We start from the raw sequence: 26,919 nt of genomic DNA, 5'->3' as shown, positions 1-26,919 counted from the left end.
ATGGCTTTTAAGGTAACACAATCTGATATTCAGGCTGCTCATGAAAAAATACAGCCGTTTATTCATAGAACTCCTGTTCTAACTTGCCAAAGCATCAATGAAATGGTAGGTGCCGAACTATTTTTCAAATGTGAAAACTTTCAGAAAATTGGTGCCTTTAAAGCACGAGGTGGAATAAATGCAGTGCTTTCACTTCCCGAAGAAGCTAGATCGAAAGGAGTTGTTACACATAGTTCTGGCAATCATGCTCAAGCCATTGCTTTGGCAGCCAAAATGGCTGGTGTTCCTGCTTATATCGTAATGCCAAAAACCGCCCCTGAAGTTAAGAAAAAGGCTGTTGCAGGGTATGGTGCTCAAATAACCCTATGTGAACCTACTCAGCAATCTAGAGAAGAAAACTCTGCGAGAATTCAAGAAGAAACTGGAGCCACTTTTATCTCTCCTTATAATGATTATGCCGTAATAACTGGTCAGGCTACTTGTGCGAAAGAACTGATTGAAGACCAACCTGACCTAGATATAATTATAGCTCCAGTTGGTGGCGGTGGACTTTTAGCTGGCAGTGCACTTTCTGCCCTTTACTATAATCCTGAAATGACTGTTTATGCAGGCGAACCTGAAGGAGCCAAAGACACCTACCTTTCTATGGAGGCTGGAACTATCACCAAAGTAGAAAAACCATCGAGTATAGCTGACGGCCTTTTGGCTAGCATGGGCGATAAAAACTTCGAAATTATTAAAGAGCTGGTGAAAGATATTTTTCTTGTATCCGATGAAGAAATCGTAGCAGCCATGCGCATTATTTGGGAACGAATGAAGATTATCATTGAACCTTCATGTGCCGTACCATTCGCTGCTATTTTGAAGAATAAGGATGTTTTCGCTGGTAAAAAAGTAGGGGTGATTTTGACAGGGGGAAATGTGGATTTGGCGAAGCTGCCTTTCTAACGCCTTCCAACTCCCCCTAAATAAGGGGGGGAGCTAGACTCGTCAAGAGATAAGTCTCTTCCTTATTGGTTCAAAGTAATGTGAATTTTTACTCTAAGTATCAAGCCAGTTTTACTGACTCCTCCCCTTACCAAGGGGAGGTGCCCTTTAGGGCGGAGGGGTTAAAGTACCTCAGCCAAATACTTAGCCGTATGGTTTTCGTCTTTTAGCACCACCATATCCTCAGGCGTTCCGGCATAGCAGACCTTACCTCCAGCATCACCACCTTCTGGACCTAAATCGATAATCCAATCAGCACATTTGATGACTTCGGTGTTATGCTCAATGATGAGTACAGAATTACCTTGTTCGATCAGCGCGTTGATGGAGTACATCAGCTTGCTGATATCATGGAAATGAAGCCCCGTGGTTGGCTCATCGAATATAAAGAGGATATGATCTTTGTTGCTACTTTTACCTTTACCTAAGAAGTAAGCCAGTTTCACTCTCTGAGCTTCACCACCACTAAGTGAATTAGAAGACTGCCCAAGTCTGATGTACCCGAGTCCAACCTCTTGCAGTGGCGCCAACTTATTGATGATGGACTTTTCTCCTTCGAAAAATTCCATAGCATCATCTATTGTCATGTCTAGTACATCAGCAATGTTCTTGTCGTTGTACTTCACTTCTAGGATCTCTTGCTTAAAGCGCTGGCCTTTACAGCTTTCGCATGTCAGATGAATATCTGCCATAAACTGCATTTCAATCTTCACGACACCTTCTCCCTGGCAGGTTTCGCATCGACCACCATCCACGTTAAAGGAGAAGAAAGCTGGCTTATAGTTTCTTTGCTTAGCTAATGGCTGATCCGTGAAAAGTGCTCTTATGGCATCATAAGCCTTTACATAAGTTACTGGATTGGACCTTGAAGATTTTCCGATCGGGTTCTGATCTACAAACTCAATCTGACTTACCTTTTTAAGGCTGCCTTCAAGGGCTTCCATCTTACCCGTTTGCTCACCAACTGTACCGAGCATTTTCCCCAAAGCCGGGTAAAGAATTCGCTTAATCAAAGTGGATTTTCCAGAACCACTTACCCCAGTAACCACAGATAGAACTCCTAAAGGGATTTCAGCATCAATATTTTTCAGGTTGTTCTCTCTGGCTCCTTTGATAATCAGTTTGTCATTCCACTTTCTTCTTTGCTTCGGAACTTCCATTCTGTCAGTTCCATTCAGAAAGCGAGCAGTATGCGTATTTCCTTGCCCAATCAGATCAGGTAATGTTCCCTGAAAAACCAATTCACCACCATTAGACCCTGCATCAGGACCAATATCAATAATTTCATCAGCGGCTTGCATCACTTTTTCTTCATGCTCAACCACAACTACCGTATTTCCTAAATCACGAAGTGATTTCAATACAGAAATCAATCGGTCGGTATCTCTCGGGTGAAGACCGATACTTGGTTCATCCAATATGTACATAGAACCAACCAAGGCACTTCCTAAAGACGTAGCCAACTTAATTCTCTGATATTCTCCTCCTGAAAGCGTATTGGTTAGTCTATTCAAAGTCAGGTAGCTCAAGCCAACTCGTTGCAGATAATCAATTCTATTTTTGATCTCTTTCAACAATCTTCCTGCTACTTTCTCCTCATGTGTTGTCAGCTCCAATTGCTCAAAGAAATCGGTAAGCCTTCCAATTGGCATCAACACCAAGTCTGTGATAGATTTCTTTTCAATCTTTACATAAGAGGCATCTTTTCGCAGCCTTGTACCCTTGCATTCAGGACAATCCGTTCTTCCTCGGTAACGAGAAAGCATTACTCTGTACTGAATCTTGTGAGTTTTCGACTCTAAGTATTCGAAGAACTTATTGAGACCTTTGAAGTACTTATTGCCTGTCCAAAGTACTTCTTGCTCTTCGTGGGTCAAGTCTGCATAAGCTCTATGAATTGGAAAGTCGAACTCAATACCATGCTTTAGTAATGGAGCCAGCCACTTTCTCATGGTTTCGCTTCTCCAAGGAGCAATGACTCCATCGTAAACTGAAAGTGATTTATCGGGAATCACCAAGTCAGGATCAATTCCTAAAATCTTGCCGAACCCTTCACACCTTTTACAAGCTCCGTAAGGATTATTGAAAGTAAACAGGTTTACGCTTGGCTCTTCAAAGAGCATTCCGTCTGCTTCGAATCTATCTGAGAAGCTAGTTCTACCTTCTCCTGGAATATCTATGATGCAATCGCCCTGGCCTTCGAACAAAGCGGTTTGAACCGAGTCGCTGAAGCGGAATTGAGTGTCTTCATCATGTTGAACAACTCCTCTGTCGATTAGGATTTCAATATCCTCTTCCTTTAGCTCATTTGGCTTTTCAAGCAACTCTTCAATAAAGTGTGGTTGGCCAGCATAAATGACTCTGGTATAGCCCTTCTGGAGAAGCACGTTTAATTCGTCTTCTAAGCTTCTGTCTTCTTTTGTGATCAAAGGGCAAAGAATCATAAGCTTAGTGCCTTCTTCTTTCGAAAGAATAAATTCTACTATGCTAGTGACACTATCACGCTGAACTTCCTTTCCACTGATTGGTGAATAGGTTTTGCCTATTCGGGCGAAAAGCAACTTTAGGTAATCATAAATTTCCGTTGTGGTTCCAACAGTAGATCGTGGGTTCCTTGTACTTACTTTTTGCTCAATGGCTATAGCCGGGGAAACGCCTTTAATATAGTCTACCTCAGGCTTTTCCATTCTACCCAGGAACTGACGGGCGTAACTGCTCAGACTTTCCACATACATTCGTTGACCTTCGGCAAATAATGTATCGAATGCCAATGATGATTTCCCCGAACCAGAAAGACCTGTAACTACCACGAGTTTGTTTCGGGGAATAGCCACACTTAGGTTTTTCAGGTTGTTAACTCGCGCCCCTTTAATGATGATAAACTCCTTAGGGTCAAGCTGATCGATAGGGGTATGTTCTAAAGCAGTTGTTTTTGACATGAGATTGCAAAGATAACAGAGCTGATTGCTAAATGTTCTAGTTCAATTAAGTCTTTTAAACAGAATTATTGAGGGCTTTTTGGCATAATCATTGCACTTTATTTGGAGTCGTTAAATGGATTAATCCAGAAAATAAAACGAAAGAAATAGTTAGCAAATTTGCTTTGTTTTCAACTTTTGATACATTTGAGATTATTCTAAAACAAAAGTTTGTCTTACCCTAACCAGCACAATATGATATAAACCTCTACGTTAACCTAACATTAAATAACATGAGGAAATATACTGTAAGCGATAGTCAGTTGATATCGCAGTATAAAAATGGTAACGAAGAGGCGTTCGCTACGCTGGTCAATCGTCATAAAAAGAAAATCTATACCACCATTTATATGATCGTAAAAGATCAGTATTTGGCAGAAGACTTAATGCAAGAGGTCTTTGTTAAAGTGGTAAAAACCGTGAAAAGCGGGAGATATAATGAAGAGGGTAAATTCCTTCCTTGGGCAAGCCGAATAGCGCACAACTTAGCCATAGACAATTTTAGAAAGGCAAAACGTTATCCGACCATAGTTATGGAAGACGGAAGTAGCGTTTTCAACACTTTGGAGTTTTCGGAAGACTCTATTGAGTCTAGACAAATAAAACAAGATACTCATGCTTTGCTTCGAGATTTGATTAAAGAATTGCCAGATGCACAGCGAGAGGTTCTTATGATGAGACACTATATGCAAATGAGCTTTCAGGAGATTGCCGACAACACAGGGGTCAGCATTAACACCGCCTTAGGCCGTATGCGATATGCGCTCATCAACCTTAGAAAGAAGATGGACAAAAAGAACATTGCCTATGATCAAAACCTTTACCCAAGATGATTTAGTACGTTACATTTACGAAGAAACCTCGGAAGAGGAAAATGCTGAAATTGCCAGCGCTATGTTGTTCGATGAAGAATTGGAGCAAAACTATGATGACTTGAAAGAAGTGATTTCTGGTCTTGAAGCCTCCATGAAAGAACCATCGGCTAAAACGATAGATGCCATACTCAGTTATTCCAAATCATATCACCTGCATTCCGTTGAATAACTTATTTTCGCGGTATGACTAGGAAAGAAAGGTACGATGCATTTGTAACCTACTTTAAAGAAAATCAGCCAGAGGCTGAAACAGAATTGAATTACAGCAACCCGTTTGAATTACTGGTTGCTGTTGTTTTATCTGCCCAATGCACCGATGTTCGAATCAATAAGGTTACTCCCAAACTGTTCGAAGACTTCCCCACTCCTGAGCATTTGGCTGCTTCGAATTTTGACGAATTATTCCCTTACATCAAGTCGGTTTCTTATCCCAACAATAAAACCAAACACCTTTTAGGCTTGGGAAGAATGTTGGTTGAAGATTTCAACTCTGAAATCCCTGAAACCATAGAAGAGCTACAAAAGCTACCTGGTGTCGGACGAAAAACAGCTAATGTCATTACCTCGGTTATTTGGAATCAACCCTCCATGGCCGTTGATACCCATGTCTATCGTGTTTCTAAGCGCCTAGGACTTGTCAACCAGAATGCTTCAACACCTCTAGCGGTTGAAAAACAATTGGTAAAACACTTGGACGAGGAAGTCATTCCAAAAGCACATCACTGGCTAATTCTACATGGCCGTTATGTTTGCCTTGCCAGAAAGCCTAAGTGTGAAGAATGCAAGCTCATTCACTTCTGCCGATACTTTGAGAAGCAAGAGAAAATCCTTCGCTAGTAATTTTTCGTAAGTTAGAACAGTATTTAGTGCTTCTGATCAAGCCTTTGGCGGACGAGGTTATTTTGACCCCTGCCCGAAAGGGTGAAGAATTTAGATTGAGTATCCCCTTAGGGAATTAAAGGGTTAAATAAGCTGGCTTGATCGAGAGCAAAATGAATTAGCATTTAGTGGCACAACACATTCTCTATATTCACCAATATTTCAAAACTCCTCAGGAAGGCGGAGCTATTCGCTCCTATTACCTTGCCAAAGGGCTGGTTGAAAAAGGGTTTGAAGTGGAAATGCTGACTACGCACAACGAATCGATCTACACGAAAGCTGAGATTGATGGTATTAAGGTCCACTATTTACCAGTAAGGTATTCTAATGAAATGGGCTTTTTCAAACGAATTTGGTCATTTTTCAAGTTCGTTCGCCTAGCAAAAAAGTATGCTAAGAACATTGCTAGTATTGATAAAGCCTACATCACTAGTACCCCATTAACTGTTGGTCTAATTGGGTTATGGTTAAAAAAGAAAAGACATATCCCATACATTTTTGAGGTCAGGGATTTATGGCCAACCGCACCTATAGAACTAGGTGCAATCAAAAGTGCTCCTCTTAAAAAGTATCTATATGCTCTCGAAAAGAAGATTTATCTGGGAGCAGATAAAATAGTAGCTCTTTCTCCAGGAATGCGAGATTGGATTAAAAAAGTGACTCCAGAAAAGGAGGTGTACATGATACCCAATATGGCCGATTGTCAGTTCTTTAAAAAGGAATTAAAGGACCCAAAGCTGACGGAGTTTTATAATGCTCAAAAGCCATTTGTAATTACTTACTTGGGTAGCATTGGCATTACAAATCATTTAGAATATTTGCTAGACTTAGCATCAGAATGCAAAAAGAGAAACCTGAACATTGATTTTAAAGTGGTTGGTCAAGGCTCTCAGTTAAGTAAAATTAAGCTCGAAGCCTATTTAAGAAAGCTTTCTAATGTTCAGTTTATTGGGCATCAGAATAAGGAAGGGGTTCGCAGGTTATTGAATGTTACCGATGCAACCTACGTTTCATTTGCGAAAATTCCGGTCTTAGCTACCAATAGCCCGAATAAGATGTTTGATAGCATGGCTTCTGGTAAACTGACAATTGTTAACTCCAATGGATGGACCAAAGACTTGGTGGAGCAATACAAATGCGGGTTCTATGCAGACCCTGAAAATCCACAAGAATTCATTGAGAAGCTGAAACCATTTTTGACTCAGAAGGACTTGTTGGAAAGTTATAAGAACAACTCAAGACAGATTGCTGAAAAGCTATATTCAAAAAGGCTACAAGTTGAGAAGCTTTCTAAACTTCTCAACAACGAGAACAAACTGAAGACTAACGAGAACGAGGTCTATATTTTGACTGCGTAAGAATCTTCTGCGCATCGGTTTCATCCATCAGGTCTACAAAATCTGTTTCGGTTTCTTCCTGATACGCTTTCACTATTTGCCAGCCAAGCCATTGACCAATTCTTCCGGGAGCCCTTCTGTCTATTTCTAGCACATTTGGCCTTTCATCTATGTAGCGAGTAATGTGAACTGGCTGCTCACTGTATAGTAGCTTTTCTTCCAGAAAGTGATTCCAAATTACCGCTTCACTAACCGTTGCATTTGCTAGATCTTGACTAGAATAACCGACAATTAAACTATCTGCAGTACATGGCAACATTTGCTTTGCGAAGGCGAAGGCCTTTCCGTAGTAAATCATTTCGTCCAAAACGGACCTTTGTCCTTCTGCGGTTTCGTTATACGGCAGTGACATGAATTGCATTATCTGTGGCACAAGGTGATCTGGCGTCAGTCTTTTAAGAATGTAATCATAAACGTTAGGTCTATAGCTAGCTTCTTCGCCCAAGTAATAATCTAGCCCAATTACAATTAGCGAATCAGACATGTAAACATCCTTTCCAAAAGCTGAGTAGACCGTCTGAACCTTTGGAGCTTCAAACTCAGGGTAAGTACTCTTTAGTCTAGCAAAGGCCTGATCTAATTCATAAGCTACTTCCTGAGCGCTAATAAGTCTTAAGGTTTCTTGGTAAAGGGTGTCAACATAAGGGTTCTGTAGCAGCCTATAGTTTTCGTCCATCAACCCTTCCTCTGTCTGAAAGTTGAAGACGAACTTAAAGTATTCGTACTCCTTCGGATTGGCCAAGAGGTAAGTATCTATAGCTTGAATTGTACTTAGGTCTTCTATAGCGGAATTTGCTAGAAGATTGTACACATCTTTAAGGTTCTTATCTCTATTAGCATTAAGATACTCGAAAGTAAGGTATTCTCGAATTTCCCTGTTCTGATCTAGCAATTCTTGAAAAGTCTCAAAGCTTCTAGCTTTAAAGATTGACTTTATCTTTGGCACTTGTGTAAACTTGAGTACTTCGTTTAAAAAGGCCTCTTTAGGTACTAACTCTCCAAAACCAAAGAAGTAATCACGGACAATAGGATTTGAGTCAAAAAATGCTTTCAGGTCTTCTTTTGAATCAATTTGATGTATGGTATGAGTCAGGTCTTCAAATTCCAGCTCTACATCAACCTTCGATAGATCTACCTCATTATTGCAGTCATCGCCAGAGCAGGCCACAAAAAAGACTACGATTAGTAAAAAAGACCAGCGTTTCAACATCCTCACTTTTTAAAAGACAAAACTATTCATTTATTTTATCCCACATGAAAAAACACGTTTTCTCTGCTCTTATTGCCCTATTTTTTGTGAGTACGGCAAAAGCTCAAATTGATGACTATAGGATAGGAATTACCTTAGGGCCAACTGTCTCTTACAACCGAATTCCTTCGAGTGGTGAAGATACCTCAGTAGACAAAGATGGATCTGCGGTTAAGTTTATGCTCGGTGCCTTTATAGATGTTCCTTTTCGAGAAAACTACTATTTCCATTCAGGAATTAATTATGCCACAAGGGTTACTAAATTAACTATTACAGACCCTCGGTTTAATGGTGGTCAACCTGAAAACGAGCGATACGACCATGAATATCTGCAAGTTCCATTACTCGTGAAGCTCTATACCAACGAGGTTCTCTTGGACACTAGGGTGTTCTTCAATTTTGGAATTGTACCTGAAATAAGGCTAACAACCAATCAGGAAAATGATCGGATAATGTCTATCAGTAAGTTTCAGAGTATTGATGTTGCTGGGAACTTCGGTGGCGGAGTGGAAAGAGCTATTGGAGTTAATACCAACCTTTTTGCTGCTCTTAATTTCAACATAGGATTTTTAAATCAGGTTAGCCAGCAAACCTCTGGTTATGATGAGTTCAAGGTGAAGAACAATATGTTCGCTCTTGAATTTGGGATCAAGTTCTAATAAACCACTATGGGATGAAAGCACCATAGTTTTAGAAGCAACTGAAGGTGGCTTGGAATGGCTGACTTAGAAAATGTGCGTCCCGAAAATTTTCGGGATTAGATTTACTATTGATGTCAATCAAAATTCGCACATCGTAAACTTCAGAAAGCTAAAGCGAAACGCACCAAAGCACGTAGTTTTAACTCCTTTTGTGACCAATAAAAAACCCCAACTCATTGCTGAATTGGGGCTTTCTTATTCCTTTGGTTCGCTACTAAGCTTTAAGCTCAATCTCTTCACCCATTTTGTTATAGAAAACATATTGGTTTAAACCGAGAGAGCTATCTTTCTCCAGTTTCACCCAAGTATGGAATCTTCTATACCATTGCCATCTTCTTGAAAACACCCCTTTGGTAAAGTAGGCATGTAAAAATGGATGCAATGTTACGGTTACATTCTTCTCATTCTGAGTAGTAAGAATATATTCTAGGTTCTTTTCGACTTGATCAGAAACTAAAATAGTTGCACTTACCTTTCCTGTTCCCTGACATGTAGGGCAAACTTCACGCGTAGTAATGTTCAACTCAGGCCTTACTCTCTGACGAGTAATTTGCATTAAGCCAAACTTACTTAGTGGAAGAATGGTATTCTTCGCACGATCAGTCTCCATAAAAGACCTCATTTCAGCATAAAGCTTCTTCTTATTGTCGGGCCTTCTCATATCAATGAAGTCGATGACAATAATTCCGCCCATATCTCGAAGTCTTAACTGGCGCGCAATCTCTTTAGCAGCCTCAAGGTTTACAGCTAAAGCTGTAGACTCTTGGTCTTCTCCTGCGTTAGATTTGTTACCACTGTTCACGTCAATTACGTGAAGCGCTTCAGTATGCTCAATAATCAGATAGCCACCACGAGGTAAGCTAACAGACTTTCCGAATAGAGATTTAAGCTGCTTTTCAATACCGAAGGCTTCGAAAATCTTAGCCTTTCCATTGTAGAGCTTAACAATCTTTTCTTTATCAGGAGCAATCTTTCTGATATACTCCTTAATCTCATCGTGTATTTCCTTATCGTCAGTAACTAAGCTATCGAAAGACTCATTCAGGATATCTCTGAGGAGCGAAGAAGCTCTGCTCATTTCTCCAATTACCTTTTCTCTTGGCTTTACAGAATGAAGTTTTTTCATTCCCTCTTTCCAAGTTTCTTCGAGGTTTCTTAAGTCTTTGTCTAGTTCGGTTACATTTTTTCCCTTGGCTACGGTGCGAATTATGCAGCCAAAGTTTTCTGGTTTAATAGATGAGATTAAACGCAACAAGCGTTTTCTTTCCTCACCATCAGTAATCTTTTTTGAGATGTTAATGGAATTGGAAAACGGCACTAAAACCATATAGCGCCCAGCTAACGACAACTCACAGGTCAGTCGTGGCCCTTTTGTAGAAATGGGTTCTTTGACAATTTGAACCAGAATCTGCTGCCCTTTTGTGAGCACCTGATTCATTTTACCAAGCTTATTAATATCAGGTTCATTTTTAAAATTGGCCAATGAGCCTGATGTATGCTTGTTCGAGAGCGCCTTTTTGGTGTACTTATTTAAAGACCTTATCTGCGGACCTAAGTCTAGGTAATGCAGAAAGGCGTCTTTCTCGTAGCCTATATCAATGAACGCGGCATTTAGACCGGGAACAATTTTTTTAACCGTTCCCAGATAAATGTCACCTACTTTAAACTTGTTCTCATCATTATCATGATGGAACTCCGTTAAATTTTTTTCCTTTAGAAGGGCTATACGACTACCATTTTGAGTTGAATTAATAATCAATTCATTACTCAACGTAGTAGAGGTTTAGATTTATAATAGAACAAAAAACGGGCTATAAAGCCCTAGAAGATTACTTCTTCTTGTGTCTGTTCTTTCTTAGCCTCTTCTTTCTCTTGTGAGTAGAAATCTTATGTCTTTTTCTTTTTTTACCGCAAGGCATAATCTTAATGTTTTAATGTTTTTAATTAATTCTTTCCAGATACTCATCGGCAGCGGTCAGAACCTGCTCATTGGCATCTAATGTTTTTACTTTCTCGAACTGCGACTTGGCCTTCACCATTTGTCCGGCTTCGAAGTAACACACGCCCAAGAAGAAGTTTCCTTCTATATGGTTTGGATAATATTCAACAAGAGACTGGAAACGCTCAATTCCATTTTCAAACTGACCGGTTTGAATGGACATTCTTCCCATGCTCATTAAAGCTTTCATGTTTTTAGGGTCTTCTTTAATAATATCCCTTAACATCATGATACCTTGCATTGGTGCCGGACCTGCTACATAGGTCATTGCAATGTTATGCTTTGCATCCAAATTGCTAGGTTGTGCTTCGAGCACTTTCTCGTAAGCTTCTCTTGCTTTACTACCCAGTAAACTAATTTTCTGCTCATCTAAGGCAAATGTAAAAGCCTCAAAATAAACATCACCAGCCTTTTGCCAGTGTTCAATTTTATTAAACCTTTCTGCGAACTGGCCGGCATAATATGCGGCACTGTCGTACTGGTTGATCTCCATGAACACCCTCATTAATGAATCAAGAGATTCATTTTCGGGCTGCATATTGCCATTCACGAATAATTGACTCTTCCAGTAGTCAATTTTAGGTTGAATTTCTTCAGGCACCTCAGAGCTATGATCTACTACCCCTCCCGGAACACTTTCATCCACAAACTCTGCAGCTTGCTCATTGTCATTATCCACAACTACCCGTGGCAGACTAAAAAGGCCTATCACAGCAGCGATGGCAACAACAAGGAGAATGACCTGATTTCTATTCATAAAGCCCAGGGGCTTTTATTAACTATTTGCAGCTTTAACTTTAGAGCTGGTTTTCACCTGCTCAACAAAAACCTTTGACGGTTTAAAACTTGGCACAAAGTGCTCATCGATAACAATAGCCGTGTTTTTAGAAATATTACGAGCAATCTTTTTTGCCCTCTTCTTATTCACAAAGCTTCCAAACCCTCTTACATAAATGTTCTCACCCTCAGCCATCGAATCCTTAACCACAGCAAAAAGAGTCTCAACAGTTGTAGTAACATCAGATCTATCGATACCTGTTTTGTCCGCGATCTGATTGATAACATCTGCTTTAGTCACTGTTTTCTTCTTTTAATTGATAAAACTTTACAAAAAACTTATTCTCAGTTATTTTGGCCTGCAAAATTAAGGGATCGGGTCTAATTATAAAACCTATTCCCAAAAAATTCTACCTGTGCCCGCCCAAAACGAAAGCTAAAGACTTGGATAGAGAAATATTTGTAAATCAATTAATTAGGTGGTACAGCCACCAAAAGCGTGATTTACCATGGAGAAGAACAAACAACCCGTATAAAATTTGGCTATCTGAGATTATTCTTCAACAAACTCGGGTAAACCAAGGAATGCCCTACTACCTAAATTTTGTTGATAAATATCCGACAGTAAATGATTTAGCTGCAGCTCAGGAGCAAGAAGTTTTGCGTTTATGGCAAGGATTAGGGTATTACTCGCGTGCCAGAAACCTTCATAGCTGTGCAAAAATGGTTGTTGGAGAGTATGATGGCCAATTTCCAAACAAATTTGAGGAGCTTTTAAAGCTAAAAGGAATTGGTAGGTATACTGCGGCTGCTATTGCTTCTATGGCGTTCAATCAAGTTAATGCTGTAGTAGACGGTAATGTATATAGAGTACTTTCTAGGGTTTTTGGGCTTTATGATGATATAGCCGAGACAAAATCTGCTAAGGTATTTGAAAAGTTGGCCAATGAACTCATTCCTAAAGATCAGCCAGGAGAGTTTAATCAAGCAATTATGGATTTTGGGGCTATTCAATGCACACCTAAAAGTCCTGCTTGTGCTATCTGCCCTCTTAGCGATAGCTGTTATGCTTTTAATAAAGGAGAGACTGAACAGTTGCCTGTAAAGACAAAGAAGGTAAAAGTGAAGAAGCTATTCTTTAACTACATCATCTTTGAATACAACGGTGAGCTGTTGTTGCATGAGCGTATTGGCAATGGTATCTGGAAAGGATTGTATCAGTTTCATTTAGAAGAGACATTAAAAAGAAGCTCAGAAGAATCTGTATTGAATAGTCTAAACTCTCCAGATCGCTTTACACTAATTGATGTTTCTGAAGAGGTAAAGCATGTATTAACACATAGACAGATTTTTGCCCGATTTTTTAGGCTTCGGGTTAATGAATTGAATACCTTTGCCAATATTCAGAAAGAATTGAATTTGAAGGCATATAGTCTCGAACAGATTCATGAGTTGCCAAAACCCATTCTCATTGAGAACTATTTGAAAAAAGCTTTCTATTAGTTAATTTCATTCAATTCAGTCTTAAAATATTCAATATCATGGCAGGTGTAAATAAGGTGATTCTCGTTGGAAACTTGGGCAAAGACCCAGAGGTTAGACATTTAGATAATGGTAGAGCAGTAGCTAACTTCCCTATTGCGACAAGCGAAACCTATAAAAACAAACAAGGCGAAAGAGTTACTAATACCGAATGGCACAACATTGTGTTGTGGACACCACTTGCTGAAATTGCCGAGAAGTTTTTGAAAAAGGGCGGCCAGGTGTATATTGAAGGAAAGTTAACTACACGTTCATGGGACGATCAGGATGGCAACAAGCGCTACACTACAGAAGTTGTGGGGCGTGAGTTGACCTTACTAGGAAGCCGACCTGAAGGTGGAAACTCTAGCGATGGTGGAAACAATATGAGCGAAAGCCCCGTATCTAGCATACCTGAAGATGATACGGACGATCTACCATTCTAATGTGGGACTAAACAAAAGATTTTGGAAATAACACCAGACGAACCTGAGCCGAGTTTGGCGCTACTTTTACAACTCACAGAGTTGAGCACTCCATATCTGGTTTTCAATGTGCTTGCTTTTGTATTGCTTATTATTTCTTCGGCCCTTATTTCAGGCTCAGAGGTAGCATTCTTTTCTTTAGATAGCAATCAGCTTAGCGAGTTAGAAAAAGAACAATCTGTAACAAGTAATTCAGTACTAAAGCTATTGAGCAGAAGGCGCTATTTATTAGCCACTATTCTTATACTCAATAATTTAGTAAACATCGCCATTGTTACCATTTCCACTTTTTTCACCTGGGCCATTGTGGGTACTAAAACTACTGAAGGTATTGTAGTTGTGGCTCTTTCGGCCGTTGTTACTTTCGTTATTCTGTTTTTCGGAGAAGTAGTTCCTAAGAACTTCGCCAACCAGCACAATGAGAAGTTCGCCCGATTCACCTCAAGAGCATTGGTATTTCTAGAAAAAATATTCCGCCCAGCTTCTTGGACACTCATCACAGTTACTAACATTATAGAGAGAAACGTAGAAAAAAAGGGAGTTGACCTGACAGTAGATGAGCTGAACCAAGCTTTGGAAATTACTACTGGCGATGACACCACAGAAGAAGAGAAGGGTATATTAAAGGGTATTGTAAACTTTAGTACGTTATCTGTTCGCCAGGTAATGAAATCTAGGCTAGATATTACAGCTGTAGATATTGAACTGGACTTTCATGAGTTAATGGATAGAATTAATAAAAGTGGTTTTTCCAGAATTCCGGTTTACAAAGAAACCATAGACAAAATTGAGGGAGTACTCTATATTAAGGATCTCATTGCTCACGTAGACAAGGATGATACCTTTGCTTGGCAAACGTTGCTTAGACCTGGCTTCTTTATTCCTGAAAATAAAAAGGTAGATTCTCTGCTCAAAGACTTTCAAGAACAACGCGTTCACATGGCGATTGTGGTAGACGAGTACGGTGGGACATCTGGATTAATTACCCTAGAGGACATCATTGAGGAAATTGTAGGTGAAATTAATGATGAGTATGACGATGAAGACATTGCCTTCAATAAACTAGATAACTCTACTTACATATTTGAAGGCAAAACCAGCCTAAACGACTTCTGCAAAATTATTGGTGTAGAGCCTGCTGAGTTCGACAGCGTAAAAGGCGAAAGCGAATCGCTTGGAGGTTTATTGCTCGAAATTGGCGGAAAGTTACCAAGAGCTGGAGAGAAAATAGAATTCGGTAGATTTTTGTTTACCATTGTGGCTGTAGACTTAAGGCGCATTAAACGCGTTAGGGTATTGATAAGACCACAAACTTCGTGAGGAAAACATTCAACTTAATTTTTGCTAGTACCATTATTCTTGGCGCCATATTAAGCTGCGAAGAAGTGTATTTGCCCAAGCCTAAAGGATTCAATCGCATTGACCTACCCGAACCGAGATACCAAATTCTGCCCGATACTTTCCCCTACAAATTTCAGTATTCAGACCACTCTGTATTAACAAGAGACGACTCTAAGAATGCTGAACGCTTTTGGGTAAACCTTACATACCCACAGTTCGATGCTATTGTACAAATCACTTACAAAAGCTTGGTCGACCCTAGAAACCAACCGCAGGTATTATTGAACGAAGCTTTTGAGCTCGCCATGAAGCACAATGTAAAAGCGTATGGTATTGAAGAAAGTCTGATTAAAATACCGAATGGACAAGTAGCCAGCGTTACCGAGCTAGAAGGTGAGGTACCTACTCAATTTCAGTTCTTTACTTCAGATAGCACCCATCATTTCTTTAGAGGTGCCCTTTATTTTAACACCGCTACCAAAAATGACTCACTCGCGCCTGTGATTGAGTACATCAAAACAGACATGATACACCTGTTGAACAGCTTTGAGTGGAAATACTGACCCCATCTAAATCTTCCCCTTGCGAAGGGGAAGACTTTGCAGCGTTCTAGAGTAAACCAATTCACCTCTCAAATACATTCTCAATAGGAAACTTACCCCGGTGAGCGATAAAGCCAAGTCCCCTTTAGGGGATTTAGGGGTATTTCTTATCCCGAGGGTAATCGAGGGATAAACCAAACTTAGATACTAGGTCTTGTACAGCATGGAAACAAAAAGCATGCATACCAGAATCGTTTAAAACACTAAAAATAAATCTCACAACCCTTAAAGCCACGGATTAATCCGTGGACTAAAAGCTTAAAAAATCCGATGATATAGAATTGGTATCAGCATTCTATATTAATTTCATCCGATGCCTGCGTTCTTCGATACAAGCATAGAGTTTCTTAAAGGAGTTGGTCCGCAAAAAGCTGCCCTTATCGGTAAGGAAATGGGGCTATTCACCTATGGGGACCTGATCCAGCATTATCCATTCCGGTATGAAGACCGTACCCAATTCCACACCATAGAAAGTGTTCATGCCGATATGCCTTTTGTGCAGATCAAAGGAAGAATCACCAAAATGGAAACAGTTGGCGAAGGCAGAAAGAAAAGGCTAGTCGCTCGTTTTGAAGATGATACCCAAGCCATGGAGCTCGTTTGGTTCAAGGGTATTCAGTGGGTGGTCAAGAAGTTGAAACTAGGAGTAGATTATGTAGCTTTCGGCAAACCAGCAGTATTCGGAAGGAAAGTAAATATTGCTCATCCAGAAATTGAGATATTAACCACCCAAAACAATAAAGCCGGATTTCTTCAGCCAGTGTATCACACTTCTGAGAAAATGAAGGCCAAGTTTATAGACTCGAAGGCCATTTCTAAGATGATTCGTCAGGTAATTGTGCAGGCCGAGGGGCACATATATGAAACGCTGCCTGAAAATCTACTTCAGCAATTCAGCCTTATTGAGAAGAAATACGCGCTCTGGCATATTCACTTTCCATCCAACCAAGAACTTTTGCAAAAGGCACAGTTCAGGTTGAAGTTTGAAGAGTTCTTCTTCATTCAGCTTAAGCTGCTGAAAATGAAGGTGACTCGAATCGATAAATTCAAGGGTCAAGTATTCAATGATTCGTCTTTACTCACGGAGTTCTATAATCAGCACCTTCCTTTCGACCTTACAAATGCACAGAAGCGAGTAATCCGAGAGATTTATCAGGATATGAAGTCTGGCAAGCAGATGAATCGCTTGCTGCAAGGTGATGTAGGTTCTGGTAAAACCATTGTGGCTTTTATCTGTATGTTGCTGGTGGTAAGTTCGGGAGCACAAGCTTCCATGATGGCTCCCACGGAAATTCTGGCCGATCAGCATTATGAAGGATTGAAGGAGTATGCCGATTTACTCGGTATTAAAATCGCTAAGCTGACGGGCTCCTCTAAAACTGCCGAAAGAAGAGTAATTCACGAGGCGCTAGAAGATGGCTCATTGCAGATTCTAGTGGGAACGCACGCTTTGATAGAAGACAAAGTGCAGTTCAAGAATTTGGGTCTGGCCATTATTGATGAGCAACATCGATTTGGGGTGGCTCAAAGGGCCAAGCTTTGGAAGAAAAATGCCACGCAGTTCCCACATATTCTGGTGATGACCGCCACACCAATTCCCCGCACTTTGGCCATGACGGTTTATGGCGACTTGGATGTATCTATCATTGATGAGTTGCCAGCAGGGCGAAAACCAATTCAAACCATTCATGAGTATGACGGAAAGAGACTTTCTGTTTTTGGCTTTATGAAGAAAGAAATTGCCAAGGGTCGGCAAATTTATGTGGTGTATCCGCTGATTGAAGAGTCGGAAAAGCTTGAGCTAAAAGATCTGATGGATGGTTACGAAAGTATAGCCAGAGCCTTCCCTGACAACCACATCAGCATTGTGCATGGTAAAATGAAGCCGCAAGACAAGGATTTTGAAATGCAGCGCTTTGTGAAGCATGAAACGCAGATTATGGTGGCTACCACGGTGATTGAAGTGGGTGTAAACGTGCCGAATGCTTCGGTAATGGTCATTGAAAATGCGGAGCGTTTCGGATTGGCACAGTTGCACCAGTTGCGCGGCCGAGTTGGCCGTGGAGCAGATCAATCGTATTGTGTGCTGATGACTGACTATAAGCTGAGCAAGGAAGCCCGCATTAGAATTGACACTATGGTAAAGACTAACAACGGTTTTGAAATTGCCGATGTTGACCTCAGACTACGAGGTCCGGGTGACATCACTGGAACGCAACAAAGCGGAGTTCTAGACCTACTCATTGCTGACATCTCTAAAGACACCAAACTACTTCAAGCTGCGCGAAATGCCGCCAGCGACATTCTAGAGGCCGATCCAGAACTAAGCGCTGACCAGAACCGTAACATTTTGAGACATATCAACTCACTGAAAAAAACTGCGGTGAATTGGGGGAGGATTTCTTAATGTTCAATTAAGAGTGGTCAATTAAGAATTACGAGATCTGCTCGTAATTCTTAATTCGTAATTGATTATTGACCTTTACCACCTCCACAAGTAGCTCGCTTTGAAGAAGAATCCTTGAGCAGTGTTGAGGTATTGGTCATTCGGCACATAATCGGTGCCATTCCAGCGAACTTTCTCGTAAACTGAGCCCCAACCAAGATGTACTACAGTGCCCGGAATATAGGTGAAGCTCACCAGGAAGTTCGGACTAAAAACCTTGCTTAGGCTATTGTATTGAGCAATTCCACGGAAAAACAGATACTTGTTCATTTGATACACTAAGCGTCCTCGAGCAATGTGGATGTCATAGTATTTGGCATCAGTAGCTTCGCTGTATAGTGAGGCAAACCGGTGAGTGAAATCCATGCTGAATTTATCCGAAGCCTGAATATTCAAAGTTGCACTAATTCGCTTTCCGTAACCTTGCTCTGCCGCTGGGTAGTAGATTCCATTATCCCAATCATAATTAAGCCTAAAAAAAGTTCTTTTTGTTATTTGGCTCGATGCATTTAAACTGATACTACCATCTTTAAATTCCTGGCCTAAGTAGATTTCGGAAGACCTATCGACACTAACCGCCAACCTTGTTTGCCTTGGCAAAGTAGCCGCTAACTGAACGAAAATTACATGTTCATTCAAGCCACTGGGTTTATCTTTAGTAAGAGAAGTGTATAATGTAGGGTCTATTCGCTTAATTAGACCATCTCCCTTAGGGAAAAACTTGGGGTTTAAACTCAGTGTAGCCCTGCTGATCCCCGTTCTGGTGACATAGCCAACTTCAGATTGAAAGTCTTGTCCAATATCTAAAATACTAAATGAGCCATTGAAGCTGCGAGTATTTTTAGATAACCCAAGGTACATTGAACCTGCATTACTAAGGTGGCCTCCATTCAATGCAGCATTGTTCTCCGAGTACAAATAATGACCTGAGACCTGATAAGCCTCTTTAAATCTGTACTGACCATCGAGTCCAAATACGTTATTACTTCCTCCATTTTGTCTTCTAGTAGTGCCGAGCAAACCAACATAACTATCTTGAGTCAGAGATCTCATATAGCGCATCACGGCAACGTCTGCCGTGTTATCAGAAAGCTCTGGAATAGCAGAGTCAATTCGGTCGTCTCTATCTAAGGCATAAATCGTTGAAATAATATTCTTATCTCCGACTTTACCAGTGAGCTTGGTGGCAAATTTAGGGGTAACTATAGACCTAGAGTTGACAGCCATTTGTATAGGTTGAAAACCTCCGGTTCCAGCAAAGTTGAAGTTCTCATTACCTTCCAAAAAGAAGGGTCTTCTCTCTGGGTAGTTGACAGGGAAACGTTGGTTTACTTCCACCTGCTGAGCATCAGACTCCACTTGGCTAAAATCTGGGTTTATGGTAGCATCGAAAACCAAATCGGAAGTAATACCAATCTTGGTTGTGAGGCTAGGTTCAAAATTCGATTCTCTCACAAATTCTCCATCAACATGAGTTTTATTGACGCCATAGGTTACAGCAGGGAGAATTTCTACCAGTTTTGACTTTTTGACTCCATCATATTGCAGAGGCATCATCTGAGTTAGAAAAGCAAATCCTTTATCTGGGTCTAAAGGAGGGAAAGTACCTTGAGTAGAAAAGCGACTGATTCTTCTTTCGAAAATCACTCCCATTTCTACCTGACCGTCATTAGACTTGTACCGAATACTTTTGAAGGGAATCTTGACCTCTACTACGTAACCATCATCAACTATTTGTGCGGCACTGTAGAAAATAAGGTCAAGCCCAATATCCTCATTACCTGCGGCAAATCGAGTGTCCATCTGAATCCCACTTGGATTAACGTAAATGCCATAAAGTGACTGGCCGCTATTGAAAGAGTCTAGGTTAATGCAAATCCAGTCGTCTGCTCCAATTCTGTCGCGGGCGGCTATGGAAGTCTTGATTTCTGTAGGATCGTCAAAACATTTGAAAGCGAAGTACAAATTATCCTCATCATGAGCCATATAGGCTATGGTCTTATAAGGCATGTCTTTAGCGAAGTCTGGAACAAAAGTCTTGTAGCCGGTTACTTGAGGACTGTTTTTCCAAACCTCGTCATCTAAAACCCCATCAATTTGGGGAGGTACTTCGGTCTTGTTAGAAACCACAGGGTTTTGTGCTTTCGATATAGACAAAACCAGACAAAAAGATAGTGCCAGTAAAAGTTTGAGATTCACCCTACTAAAAATTAAAGCTTAAAAAATTTTGCTACTAAAATAGGTAACCACTTTCATAATTATCATTTCAAAAATAAAAACGTTCAATGAGTGAGAAGAATGGATGGCCATAAGGTCAAAAGTTTATGATTTCTTAGTTTGCCCCGAAGTTTTTGAGCAGGAAGCTCCCTACGGAAGAGTCAGTAAATCTGGCTTTTTTTGAGAGTTAAAGAGCTTACCCTCACCTCTATTAATAAAGCAGACTGATTAGAGAACTAACTCTCCCTTTAGTTTGGAAGAAATATACGCCCCTGAGCTTCGGGGTGGAGGGGTTATCTGTATTGTGGAGGAGCTATTCCTTTCATTCTTAAATAAGTTACAATTTGCCCTCTATGGTGTGAGTTGTGATCTAAATAAGAAACCACACCTGCTGTTAAGCCATCATTAGACTCTTGTTCTAGTATGAACTTATTGATTTCATCGAACTTGGCATTTGCCCACTCTATTAGCTCCTTCTTAGACTTAGAGTTTTCATCGCCAGGAGCCCACTGAGCATTGCCACCATTGCTTAAGGCCCTGTGGAAATAGTCTATACTATAAACAATGTGATAGGCCTGAGCCGCAAAAGTTCTTTGGTCATCATTCGGTTTAAATGAATAGTCATCTTCTGGCATGGCCTCCAACACCGCAACCGTGTAAGCCTTAGAAGCATCTAGTCTCTGTTTTAGCCAATCGTAGCCACCTTCGTTTGCATTGGCAGTAGAAGCAATAAAAATCAGCGCTAAAAATGCGCTCATTAGTTTGTTTGAGTTTTTCATATTGTTGAGTTTTTGGGTACAAACTTAATATACGTAACAGCTTACCTATTTTGTTTCCCTAGCCTGAATCTGACCATTATTAATATGAAAGTACCTATGCTCCTGATCAATCTTCTCAAAAATTGAAATAGAGCGTTCTGGTCGGGCGTCTGTTACGAAAATTTGTCCAAAAGCATCTGAGGCCACCATTTGCATCAGTTTTTCAATGCGCTGATCATCTAGCTTATCGAAAATATCATCGAGTAGAAGGATTGGTTTTACACCTAACTGATTTTTTAGAAAGTCGAAGTTGGCTAGCTTCAGAGCTATGAGATAAGACTTTTGTTGGCCTTGCGACCCAAACTTTTTTACGGGCACATCATCCATAATGAATACGAATTCATCTTTGTGAATTCCCTTGTTGGTTCGTTTCAGTATTAAGTCCTTTTTTAAAGAACTTTGCATTTTGCCTTCAATTCCTTCAGCAAAGTCCGACTCATATTCAATTCCGATCAACTCTTTTTCACTACTTAGTTTGGAGTAATGCTCCATTAAAAGTGGCTTGAATGACTCTATGAAGCTACTTCTTACTTCATGAACTTTTGTTCCTAGCTCAACCAACTTTTCGGTAAAGGGCTCTAGTAAATCTGAATCAAACCGGTCTTGTTCTGCAAACTGTTTCAGTAAACTATTCCGCTGTTTCAGCACATGATTATATGCAATGAGGTTGTTGAGGTAACCCTGATCTACCTGAGAAATAATAGCATCGAAAAACTTTCTCCTGTCTTCACTTGCGCCTCTTATTACGTCTGTATCGTTAGGAGCAATCAACACAGTGGGAAATTTGCCAATATGCTCGCTTACCTTTTTGTAAGGTTTGTCATCTAGTTTTATTTGTTTCTTCTTTCCTTTCTGGTAAGCGCCTAGCACCACTCTTTTCTTTTCTTCCACTTTGAATTCACCCTTAATGGAAAAGAAGTCTTCATTGTGAAAAATGCATTGCATGTCTAGAGCCTGATCGGCACTCTTGGTAAAAGCGAGGTAAAAGATGGCATCGAGCAGGTTGGTTTTGCCGCTACCATTTTCACCCAGAAAACAATTCACCTGAGGTGAAAAGCTCACTTGGGCTTGTTTGTAATTCTTGTATTGTATTAGTCTGACTGATTCGAGATGCATTTTCTACCGTAAAGCGGAAGTTAATTTCAAAGTTGAACGTTTTTGTCTTATTTTCGCAGTCCCATTTAAACAATTGAAAATTAAAGGTTTTTACCTTTTAAAGAATAGTACATGGCAGCAGCAAAAGGAAGCACAAAAGCTAAGGCTAAGAAAGAATCTAAGTTTTCAAAAGAAACCTATATGTTCTGGTACGAGAACATGCTTTTGCAAAGAAGGTTTGAGGAGAAGGCTGGTCAGCTTTATGGTCAACAGAAAATCAGAGGTTTCTGTCACTTATATATTGGTCAGGAAGCTTGTTCAAGTGGTTCTGTTACCGCTTTGAAAGAAGGTGATAAATGGATAACCGCTTATAGAGACCACGGTCAACCATTGGCGTTGGGTTCTGATCCTAAGGCTGTAATGGCTGAATTAATGGCCAAAGCCACTGGTATCTCTAAGGGTAAAGGTGGCTCAATGCACATGTTCGACAGAGAGAAGGGTTTCTTTGGAGGTCATGGAATTGTTGGTGGCCAGGTGCCATTAGGTGCTGGAATTGCCTTCGCTGAGAAGTATAACAAAACCGACAACCTGTGTATCTGTATGATGGGAGACGGTGCTGTTCGTCAAGGTGCCTTCCACGAAGCACTTAACATGGCTATGTTGTGGAAACTACCAGTAATCTTTGTTATTGAGAACAATGGTTACGCCATGGGTACTTCAGTTCAGAGAACTTCAAACGTAACGGAGCTGCATACCTTAGGTGAGTCTTACGATATGCCTTCTGCTCCTGTAGATGCCATGAATCCTGAAAACGTTCACGTTGCAGTAGAAGAGGCAGCAGACAGAGCAAGAAGAGGTGATGGCCCTACTTTGTTGGAGTTCAGAACTTACAGATATAAAGGACACTCAATGTCCGATCCTGCAAAGTATAGAACTAAAGAAGAGCTTCAAGACTATAAAGATAGAGACCCTATTGAATACGTGAAGTCTAAGATTTTAGAAAATAAGTGGGCTACTGAAGAGGAATTGAAAGCTACAGATAAGAAAATTAAGGACGAAGTAATGGAGTGCGTGAAGTTCGCAGAAGAGTCTCCTTACCCTGATGCTTCTGAAGCTTACAAAGACGTTTATGTTCAGGAAGACTATCCATTTATCACTGAATAGGTTTTAACCCTTTGTTTTACAACAATTTCTTTATATTTGCGACCTAATTTTTGAGAGAGATGGCGGAGAATAATTCTTCAGAAGAAAGAAACAGCAAAGACAGCAGCGCGATTGAAAAGTTCAAGAACGAAGTTGGACCAATCGGTTTTATTGGTGCAATTGTAGGCCTTATTGTGCTTGTTGTTGCTAGTGGACTGTTCTTTTTAGACTACAGAAAAGACCAAAGAAACATAGATGCTCAGAACGAGATTTTTCAGGCTCAGTATTATTATGAGAATGATAGTCTTGAATTTGCATTGATGGGCGATGGTAGAAACCTTGGTTTTATTGACATTATCGATATTTATGGCGGAACTGAAGTAGCTAACTTAGCTAGCTTCTATGCTGGTGCTTCTTACTTAAAGCAAAGACAGTATGAGCAAGCCATTGATTACCTAGAAGATTTCTCAACTTCAGAAATTTTGGTTCAGGGTAGAGCTTACAGCCTTATTGGCGATGCATATTTGGAGCTAGGTAACTTCTCTGATGCTGCAGATAATTACGAGAAGGCTGCCAATACTGTAGATGATCAATATTTCTCTCCTGGTTACTTATTGAAAGCATCTTTGGCTTACGAGAAAGGTTCTGACCTTTCTTCAGCTATTGAATCATTAGATAAGATAATCAACGATTACGCTAAATCTACTCAGGTGAACGAGGCGCGAAAACAAAAAGCAAGATTAGAAGTCCTTGCCGGACGTTAATTTTATAAACAACATTAACGAAGAAGGTAAGGCGATAGTCTTACCTTTTTTTATACACAAAATATTATGGCCAGTAGCAACAAAAACTTAAGCGAGTACAGCGATAAGAATATTACACCCATCAGCGAAAGAAAATTTGCTGTTGTAGTTTCTGAGTGGAACGAAGAGGTAACAGAAGCATTATATCATGGTGCATATAGTACCTTAATTCAGCATGGTGCACAGAAAGAAAACATTATTAGAAAGAGTGTGCCAGGCAGTTTTGAATTGACTTTAGGAGCTCAATGGATGGCAGCACAAGACGATATTGATGCAGTAATCTGCATTGGATGTGTAGTACAAGGCGAAACCAAGCACTTCGATTTTATCTGCGATGCAGTTGCGCACGGCATCACCAATGTTGGTCTAAAATTCAATAAGCCGGTAATCTTTGGTGTACTTACCCCAAACACCCAAAAGCAAGCGCTCGATCGCGCTGGAGGAAAGCATGGCAACAAAGGTGATGAAGCAGCCATTACAGCCATTAAAATGTTAGGGTTCTAATTCCGTAAACAATGCAGGTATACAAATTCGGAGGAACTTCTGTAGGCAGGCCTGAGCGCATGCACTCCGTTGCCGATCTCATTACAAGAGACGATCAATCTAAAATAGTGGTACTCTCAGCCCTCTCTGGTACCACCAATAGCCTAGTGAGCATTGGTGAGTCTTTAGCGGCCGACAAAAAGGAAGAAGCACTTGAAAAGATAAATGCACTCCGATCTCATTACAATGATTTTATAGATAGCCTCTTTTCTACACAAGAGAAGAAAAATGAAGCTACAGAGGTAATCACCGAGCATTTTGAGTTTCTAAAAATCACACTCAAAATATCCTTTAATGAGGCCCTCAGTAGAGATATTTTGGCTCAAGGAGAGCTAATGTCTACCAAGCTATTCACTCTGCTCCTTCAAGAAAGAAGTATTCCTGCTCAATTGCTTCCTGCGCTTGAGTTTATGAAGACCAATGAAGACCATGAGCCAGACTTAGACTTTATTAGCGCAAAGCTTTCTGCTATTCTTGAGAAGAACAGAAACCAAGGTTTGTTCATTACCCAAGGATACATCTGTAAGAACCATAAGGGTGAAATTGACAACTTGCAAAGAGGTGGTAGCGATTACACGGCTTCTTTGATTGGGGCTGCCATTAAGGCTACCGATGTGCAAATTTGGACCGACATAGACGGTATGCACAATAACGACCCTCGTGTGGTAGATAAGACATATCCGATTGCAGAGCTTTCATTCGATGAGGCTGCCGAGCTCGCTTATTTTGGTGCAAAAATCTTACATCCGGCCTCTATTTGGCCCGCCCAGAAGTATGGTATCCCAGTAAAACTGCTGAATACTATGCAGCCAGAAGCTAAAGGAACGGTAATAAGTAAGGGTACCATTTCGGCAGACGTTAAAGCCATAGCCGCGAAAGATGGAATCACTGCCATCAAGATAAAATCTACCAGAATGCTTCTAGCCTATGGTTTCTTGAGAAAAATATTCGAAATCTTTGAGAAGTATAAAACGCCAATCGATATGATTACCACTTCTGAGGTGGCTGTTTCTGTAACTATCGATGAAGATGAGCACTTGGACAAAATTGTGAAAGAGCTGAGTCAATTCGGGCAGGTAGAAATTGATAAAGCTCAGACTATCATTTGTGTAGTGGGTAACTTTGTGGCAGAACAGAAGGGTATTGTAACCAAAATTTTCGATGCGCTTGAAGAAACTCCAATTCGCATGATTTCATACGGAGGTAGTAGACATAACATTTCGCTTTTAACAGATAGCTCCAATAAGGAGAATGCACTTAAAAAGCTAAATGAGCATATGTTTGGGCTTTAAATGCGTGAAAATAAGGCTGTCTCTGAAGCCATTATCTGTGTCATTCCCAGCTCGAATAACTTCATTTCCGATTTATCGGAAGAGTCTGGAATGACTGTCGGCTTTTGAGACAGCCTTATTGTATTGAGCTTATTTTCTACAGTTTTATCTGGCCAAGGCCGCGGCTTGGTTATTTACTTCAGCCGGAATGGTCTTCTCAATAGCAGTTCTCATGCTAGAGTCGTAAATTAGGAATAACCAATCTGAGTATTTCGGATCGTTGATGGCCATCAAGAATTTCTCTCCTTTAGCATTGATTAGATTTTGGCTTTTATTGTAAGTAACGTTTTCCTTCCCAAAGTTACTTTGAAGTACTGGTACCAAAAGCGGTGCGTAGCCTCTCAACTCATCAGTATTGAGTGGTAAGTCAAGCTCAAATCTATACTTAATTAGCGCGTACTTAGTGTCTTTAATAGTTTTTAGTCCTTGCTTATTAAGTACCTCTGTATTCTTGAATTTCAGTTCAATACCCGATTGCTCCAGCATTTCAAATATTTGGAACATATCCTTTTTTGAGGTATGCTCAAAGATTGGAGGATACATGAAATCCAACACTTTGGTGTAATCCTTTTTTTCCATCAGTTTTAAAAACTGATCAACTTTGGCGTCTATGGCTGCATTGTCTTTTGAGCTTAGACTTTGTGCATTGGCCGATAGTGTAATCAACGCCAGGGTAGCTATTAATAGAACTTGTTTCATTTTGTCTCTTTTAGTTTGTAATAATCTGAAGTG

Annotated in this window: 24 protein-coding genes; 15 read left to right on the top strand and 9 right to left on the bottom strand. The window is 40.3% G+C overall.

What is annotated here, in order from left to right; genetic code table 11:
• A complete protein-coding gene (locus T7867_RS04800) occupies window positions 1-948 on the top strand; it encodes a pyridoxal-phosphate dependent enzyme (RefSeq protein ID WP_068216323.1) in 948 nt (315 codons plus the stop codon).
• Window positions 949-1,109: 161 nt separating this feature from the next.
• Here T7867_RS04800 and uvrA read toward each other — a convergent pair whose 3' ends face one another.
• Complete coding sequence (gene uvrA, locus T7867_RS04795; protein ID WP_068216320.1) at window positions 1,110-3,926, bottom strand: excinuclease ABC subunit UvrA; 2,817 nt, start codon at window positions 3,924-3,926, stop codon at window positions 1,110-1,112.
• A gap of 272 nt (window positions 3,927-4,198) precedes the next feature.
• Here uvrA and T7867_RS04790 point away from each other — a divergent pair, with 272 nt between their 5' ends.
• The 4 genes from T7867_RS04790 (at window position 4,199) to T7867_RS04775 (ending at window position 7,077) form a co-directional block, all read left to right on the top strand.
• Entirely contained in the window at window positions 4,199-4,798 is a 600-nt protein-coding gene (locus tag T7867_RS04790; RefSeq protein WP_068216318.1) for an RNA polymerase sigma factor, read from the top strand.
• Window positions 4,773-5,009 (top strand): hypothetical protein, encoded by a 237-nt coding sequence (locus T7867_RS04785; protein WP_068216316.1) that lies wholly within the window; start codon window positions 4,773-4,775, stop codon window positions 5,007-5,009. Before T7867_RS04790 ends, T7867_RS04785 begins: the two co-directional genes overlap by 26 nt.
• A 14-nt stretch (window positions 5,010-5,023) precedes the next feature.
• The gene (gene nth, locus T7867_RS04780) at window positions 5,024-5,677 is read left to right on the top strand and encodes an endonuclease III (protein WP_068216314.1); all 654 of its coding nucleotides are present in this window, start codon (window positions 5,024-5,026) and stop codon (window positions 5,675-5,677) included.
• Between the two features lie 170 nt (window positions 5,678-5,847).
• A complete protein-coding gene (locus T7867_RS04775; protein WP_068216312.1) occupies window positions 5,848-7,077 on the top strand; it encodes a glycosyltransferase family 4 protein in 1,230 nt (409 codons plus the stop codon).
• On the opposite strand, the gene T7867_RS04770 is transcribed toward T7867_RS04775, so the two are convergent.
• The gene (locus tag T7867_RS04770; RefSeq protein WP_068216310.1) at window positions 7,043-8,326 is read right to left on the bottom strand and encodes a gliding motility protein GldB-related protein; all 1,284 of its coding nucleotides are present in this window, start codon (window positions 8,324-8,326) and stop codon (window positions 7,043-7,045) included. The genes T7867_RS04775 and T7867_RS04770 overlap by 35 nt on opposite strands.
• Before the next feature lie 44 nt (window positions 8,327-8,370).
• Between T7867_RS04770 and T7867_RS04765 the strand changes: the two genes are divergently transcribed.
• On the top strand, window positions 8,371-9,024 hold the full coding sequence (locus T7867_RS04765; protein ID WP_068216308.1) for an outer membrane beta-barrel protein: 654 nt from the start codon (window positions 8,371-8,373) through the stop codon (window positions 9,022-9,024).
• A 256-nt stretch (window positions 9,025-9,280) separates the two neighbouring features.
• Here T7867_RS04765 and T7867_RS04760 read toward each other — a convergent pair whose 3' ends face one another.
• From T7867_RS04760 to T7867_RS04750, 3 genes are all read right to left on the bottom strand, one after another.
• Window positions 9,281-10,837 (bottom strand): Rne/Rng family ribonuclease, encoded by a 1,557-nt coding sequence (locus tag T7867_RS04760; RefSeq protein ID WP_068216307.1) that lies wholly within the window; start codon window positions 10,835-10,837, stop codon window positions 9,281-9,283.
• A gap of 169 nt (window positions 10,838-11,006) precedes the next feature.
• The gene (locus T7867_RS04755; protein ID WP_068216305.1) at window positions 11,007-11,822 is read right to left on the bottom strand and encodes a tetratricopeptide repeat protein; all 816 of its coding nucleotides are present in this window, start codon (window positions 11,820-11,822) and stop codon (window positions 11,007-11,009) included.
• An 18-nt stretch (window positions 11,823-11,840) separates the two neighbouring features.
• Complete coding sequence (locus T7867_RS04750; protein ID WP_068216303.1) at window positions 11,841-12,143, bottom strand: HU family DNA-binding protein; 303 nt, start codon at window positions 12,141-12,143, stop codon at window positions 11,841-11,843.
• 143 nt (window positions 12,144-12,286) lie between these two features.
• On the opposite strand from T7867_RS04750, the gene mutY reads away from it, so the two are divergent.
• From mutY to recG, 5 genes are all read left to right on the top strand, one after another.
• Window positions 12,287-13,345 carry an A/G-specific adenine glycosylase gene (gene mutY, locus T7867_RS04745; protein WP_068218424.1) on the top strand — a complete coding sequence of 353 codons (1,059 nt, stop codon included), beginning with the start codon at window positions 12,287-12,289 and terminating at the stop codon, window positions 13,343-13,345.
• A gap of 38 nt (window positions 13,346-13,383) precedes the next feature.
• On the top strand, window positions 13,384-13,809 hold the full coding sequence (locus tag T7867_RS04740; RefSeq protein WP_068216301.1) for a single-stranded DNA-binding protein: 426 nt from the start codon (window positions 13,384-13,386) through the stop codon (window positions 13,807-13,809).
• 27 nt (window positions 13,810-13,836) lie between these two features.
• On the top strand, window positions 13,837-15,168 hold the full coding sequence (gene gldE, locus T7867_RS04735) for a gliding motility-associated protein GldE (protein ID WP_068218418.1): 1,332 nt from the start codon (window positions 13,837-13,839) through the stop codon (window positions 15,166-15,168).
• Window positions 15,165-15,752, top strand: a complete 588-nt coding sequence (gldD, locus tag T7867_RS04730; protein ID WP_245660197.1) for a gliding motility lipoprotein GldD — start codon at window positions 15,165-15,167, stop codon at window positions 15,750-15,752. The genes gldE and gldD overlap by 4 nt, the downstream gene beginning before the upstream one ends.
• A gap of 352 nt (window positions 15,753-16,104) precedes the next feature.
• Window positions 16,105-18,198, top strand: a complete 2,094-nt coding sequence (gene recG / locus T7867_RS04725) for an ATP-dependent DNA helicase RecG (protein ID WP_068216299.1) — start codon at window positions 16,105-16,107, stop codon at window positions 18,196-18,198.
• A gap of 75 nt (window positions 18,199-18,273) precedes the next feature.
• Here recG and T7867_RS04720 read toward each other — a convergent pair whose 3' ends face one another.
• The 3 genes from T7867_RS04720 to recF all read right to left on the bottom strand — a co-directional run bounded on the left by T7867_RS04720 (window position 18,274) and on the right by recF (window position 22,388).
• On the bottom strand, window positions 18,274-20,436 hold the full coding sequence (locus tag T7867_RS04720; protein WP_157717499.1) for a carbohydrate binding family 9 domain-containing protein: 2,163 nt from the start codon (window positions 20,434-20,436) through the stop codon (window positions 18,274-18,276).
• 311 nt (window positions 20,437-20,747) lie between these two features.
• A complete protein-coding gene (locus T7867_RS04715) occupies window positions 20,748-21,233 on the bottom strand; it encodes a DinB family protein (protein WP_068216295.1) in 486 nt (161 codons plus the stop codon).
• Between the two features lie 45 nt (window positions 21,234-21,278).
• Entirely contained in the window at window positions 21,279-22,388 is a 1,110-nt protein-coding gene (gene recF, locus T7867_RS04710; RefSeq protein WP_068216293.1) for a DNA replication/repair protein RecF, read from the bottom strand.
• Window positions 22,389-22,499: 111 nt separating this feature from the next.
• Here recF and pdhA point away from each other — a divergent pair, with 111 nt between their 5' ends.
• From pdhA to T7867_RS04690, 4 genes are all read left to right on the top strand, one after another.
• A complete protein-coding gene (pdhA, locus tag T7867_RS04705; RefSeq protein WP_068216291.1) occupies window positions 22,500-23,531 on the top strand; it encodes a pyruvate dehydrogenase (acetyl-transferring) E1 component subunit alpha in 1,032 nt (343 codons plus the stop codon).
• A 59-nt stretch (window positions 23,532-23,590) separates the two neighbouring features.
• Window positions 23,591-24,274, top strand: coding sequence for a tetratricopeptide repeat protein (locus T7867_RS04700; RefSeq protein ID WP_068216289.1), 684 nt, complete (start codon window positions 23,591-23,593; stop codon window positions 24,272-24,274).
• A 66-nt stretch (window positions 24,275-24,340) separates the two neighbouring features.
• Window positions 24,341-24,817 carry a 6,7-dimethyl-8-ribityllumazine synthase gene (ribH, locus tag T7867_RS04695; RefSeq protein ID WP_068216287.1) on the top strand — a complete coding sequence of 159 codons (477 nt, stop codon included), beginning with the start codon at window positions 24,341-24,343 and terminating at the stop codon, window positions 24,815-24,817.
• Between the two features lie 11 nt (window positions 24,818-24,828).
• On the top strand, window positions 24,829-26,148 hold the full coding sequence (locus T7867_RS04690) for an aspartate kinase (RefSeq protein ID WP_068216284.1): 1,320 nt from the start codon (window positions 24,829-24,831) through the stop codon (window positions 26,146-26,148).
• A 144-nt stretch (window positions 26,149-26,292) separates the two neighbouring features.
• On the opposite strand, the gene T7867_RS04685 is transcribed toward T7867_RS04690, so the two are convergent.
• Window positions 26,293-26,886 (bottom strand): hypothetical protein, encoded by a 594-nt coding sequence (locus T7867_RS04685; protein WP_068216282.1) that lies wholly within the window; start codon window positions 26,884-26,886, stop codon window positions 26,293-26,295.
• Window positions 26,887-26,919: the final 33 nt, after the last annotated feature.

The organism is Roseivirga spongicola (genome assembly GCF_034376045.1).
Lineage (GTDB): Bacteria > Bacteroidota > Bacteroidia > Cytophagales > Cyclobacteriaceae > Roseivirga > Roseivirga spongicola.
The sequence above is the reverse complement of the archived record's forward strand: the minus strand, read 5'-3'. Positions and strand labels throughout refer to the sequence as shown.

Coding starts and splice junctions, on each gene's coding strand:
- pdhA (WP_068216291.1), top strand. CDS start 22,500: ATGGCAGCAGCAAAAGGAAGCACAAAAGCTAAGGCTAAGAAAGAATCT.
- T7867_RS04740 (WP_068216301.1), top strand. CDS start 13,384: ATGGCAGGTGTAAATAAGGTGATTCTCGTTGGAAACTTGGGCAAAGAC.
- T7867_RS04765 (WP_068216308.1), top strand. CDS start 8,371: ATGAAAAAACACGTTTTCTCTGCTCTTATTGCCCTATTTTTTGTGAGT.
- T7867_RS04700 (WP_068216289.1), top strand. CDS start 23,591: ATGGCGGAGAATAATTCTTCAGAAGAAAGAAACAGCAAAGACAGCAGC.
- T7867_RS04685 (WP_068216282.1), bottom strand. CDS start 26,886: ATGAAACAAGTTCTATTAATAGCTACCCTGGCGTTGATTACACTATCG.
- recG (WP_068216299.1), top strand. CDS start 16,105: ATGCCTGCGTTCTTCGATACAAGCATAGAGTTTCTTAAAGGAGTTGGT.
- recF (WP_068216293.1), bottom strand. CDS start 22,388: ATGCATCTCGAATCAGTCAGACTAATACAATACAAGAATTACAAACAA.
- T7867_RS04770 (WP_068216310.1), bottom strand. CDS start 8,326: ATGTTGAAACGCTGGTCTTTTTTACTAATCGTAGTCTTTTTTGTGGCC.
- T7867_RS04785 (WP_068216316.1), top strand. CDS start 4,773: ATGATCAAAACCTTTACCCAAGATGATTTAGTACGTTACATTTACGAA.
- T7867_RS04755 (WP_068216305.1), bottom strand. CDS start 11,822: ATGAATAGAAATCAGGTCATTCTCCTTGTTGTTGCCATCGCTGCTGTG.
- ribH (WP_068216287.1), top strand. CDS start 24,341: ATGGCCAGTAGCAACAAAAACTTAAGCGAGTACAGCGATAAGAATATT.
- T7867_RS04800 (WP_068216323.1), top strand. CDS start 1: ATGGCTTTTAAGGTAACACAATCTGATATTCAGGCTGCTCATGAAAAA.
- nth (WP_068216314.1), top strand. CDS start 5,024: ATGACTAGGAAAGAAAGGTACGATGCATTTGTAACCTACTTTAAAGAA.
- T7867_RS04790 (WP_068216318.1), top strand. CDS start 4,199: ATGAGGAAATATACTGTAAGCGATAGTCAGTTGATATCGCAGTATAAA.
- uvrA (WP_068216320.1), bottom strand. CDS start 3,926: ATGTCAAAAACAACTGCTTTAGAACATACCCCTATCGATCAGCTTGAC.
- T7867_RS04690 (WP_068216284.1), top strand. CDS start 24,829: ATGCAGGTATACAAATTCGGAGGAACTTCTGTAGGCAGGCCTGAGCGC.
- T7867_RS04715 (WP_068216295.1), bottom strand. CDS start 21,233: ATGAAAAACTCAAACAAACTAATGAGCGCATTTTTAGCGCTGATTTTT.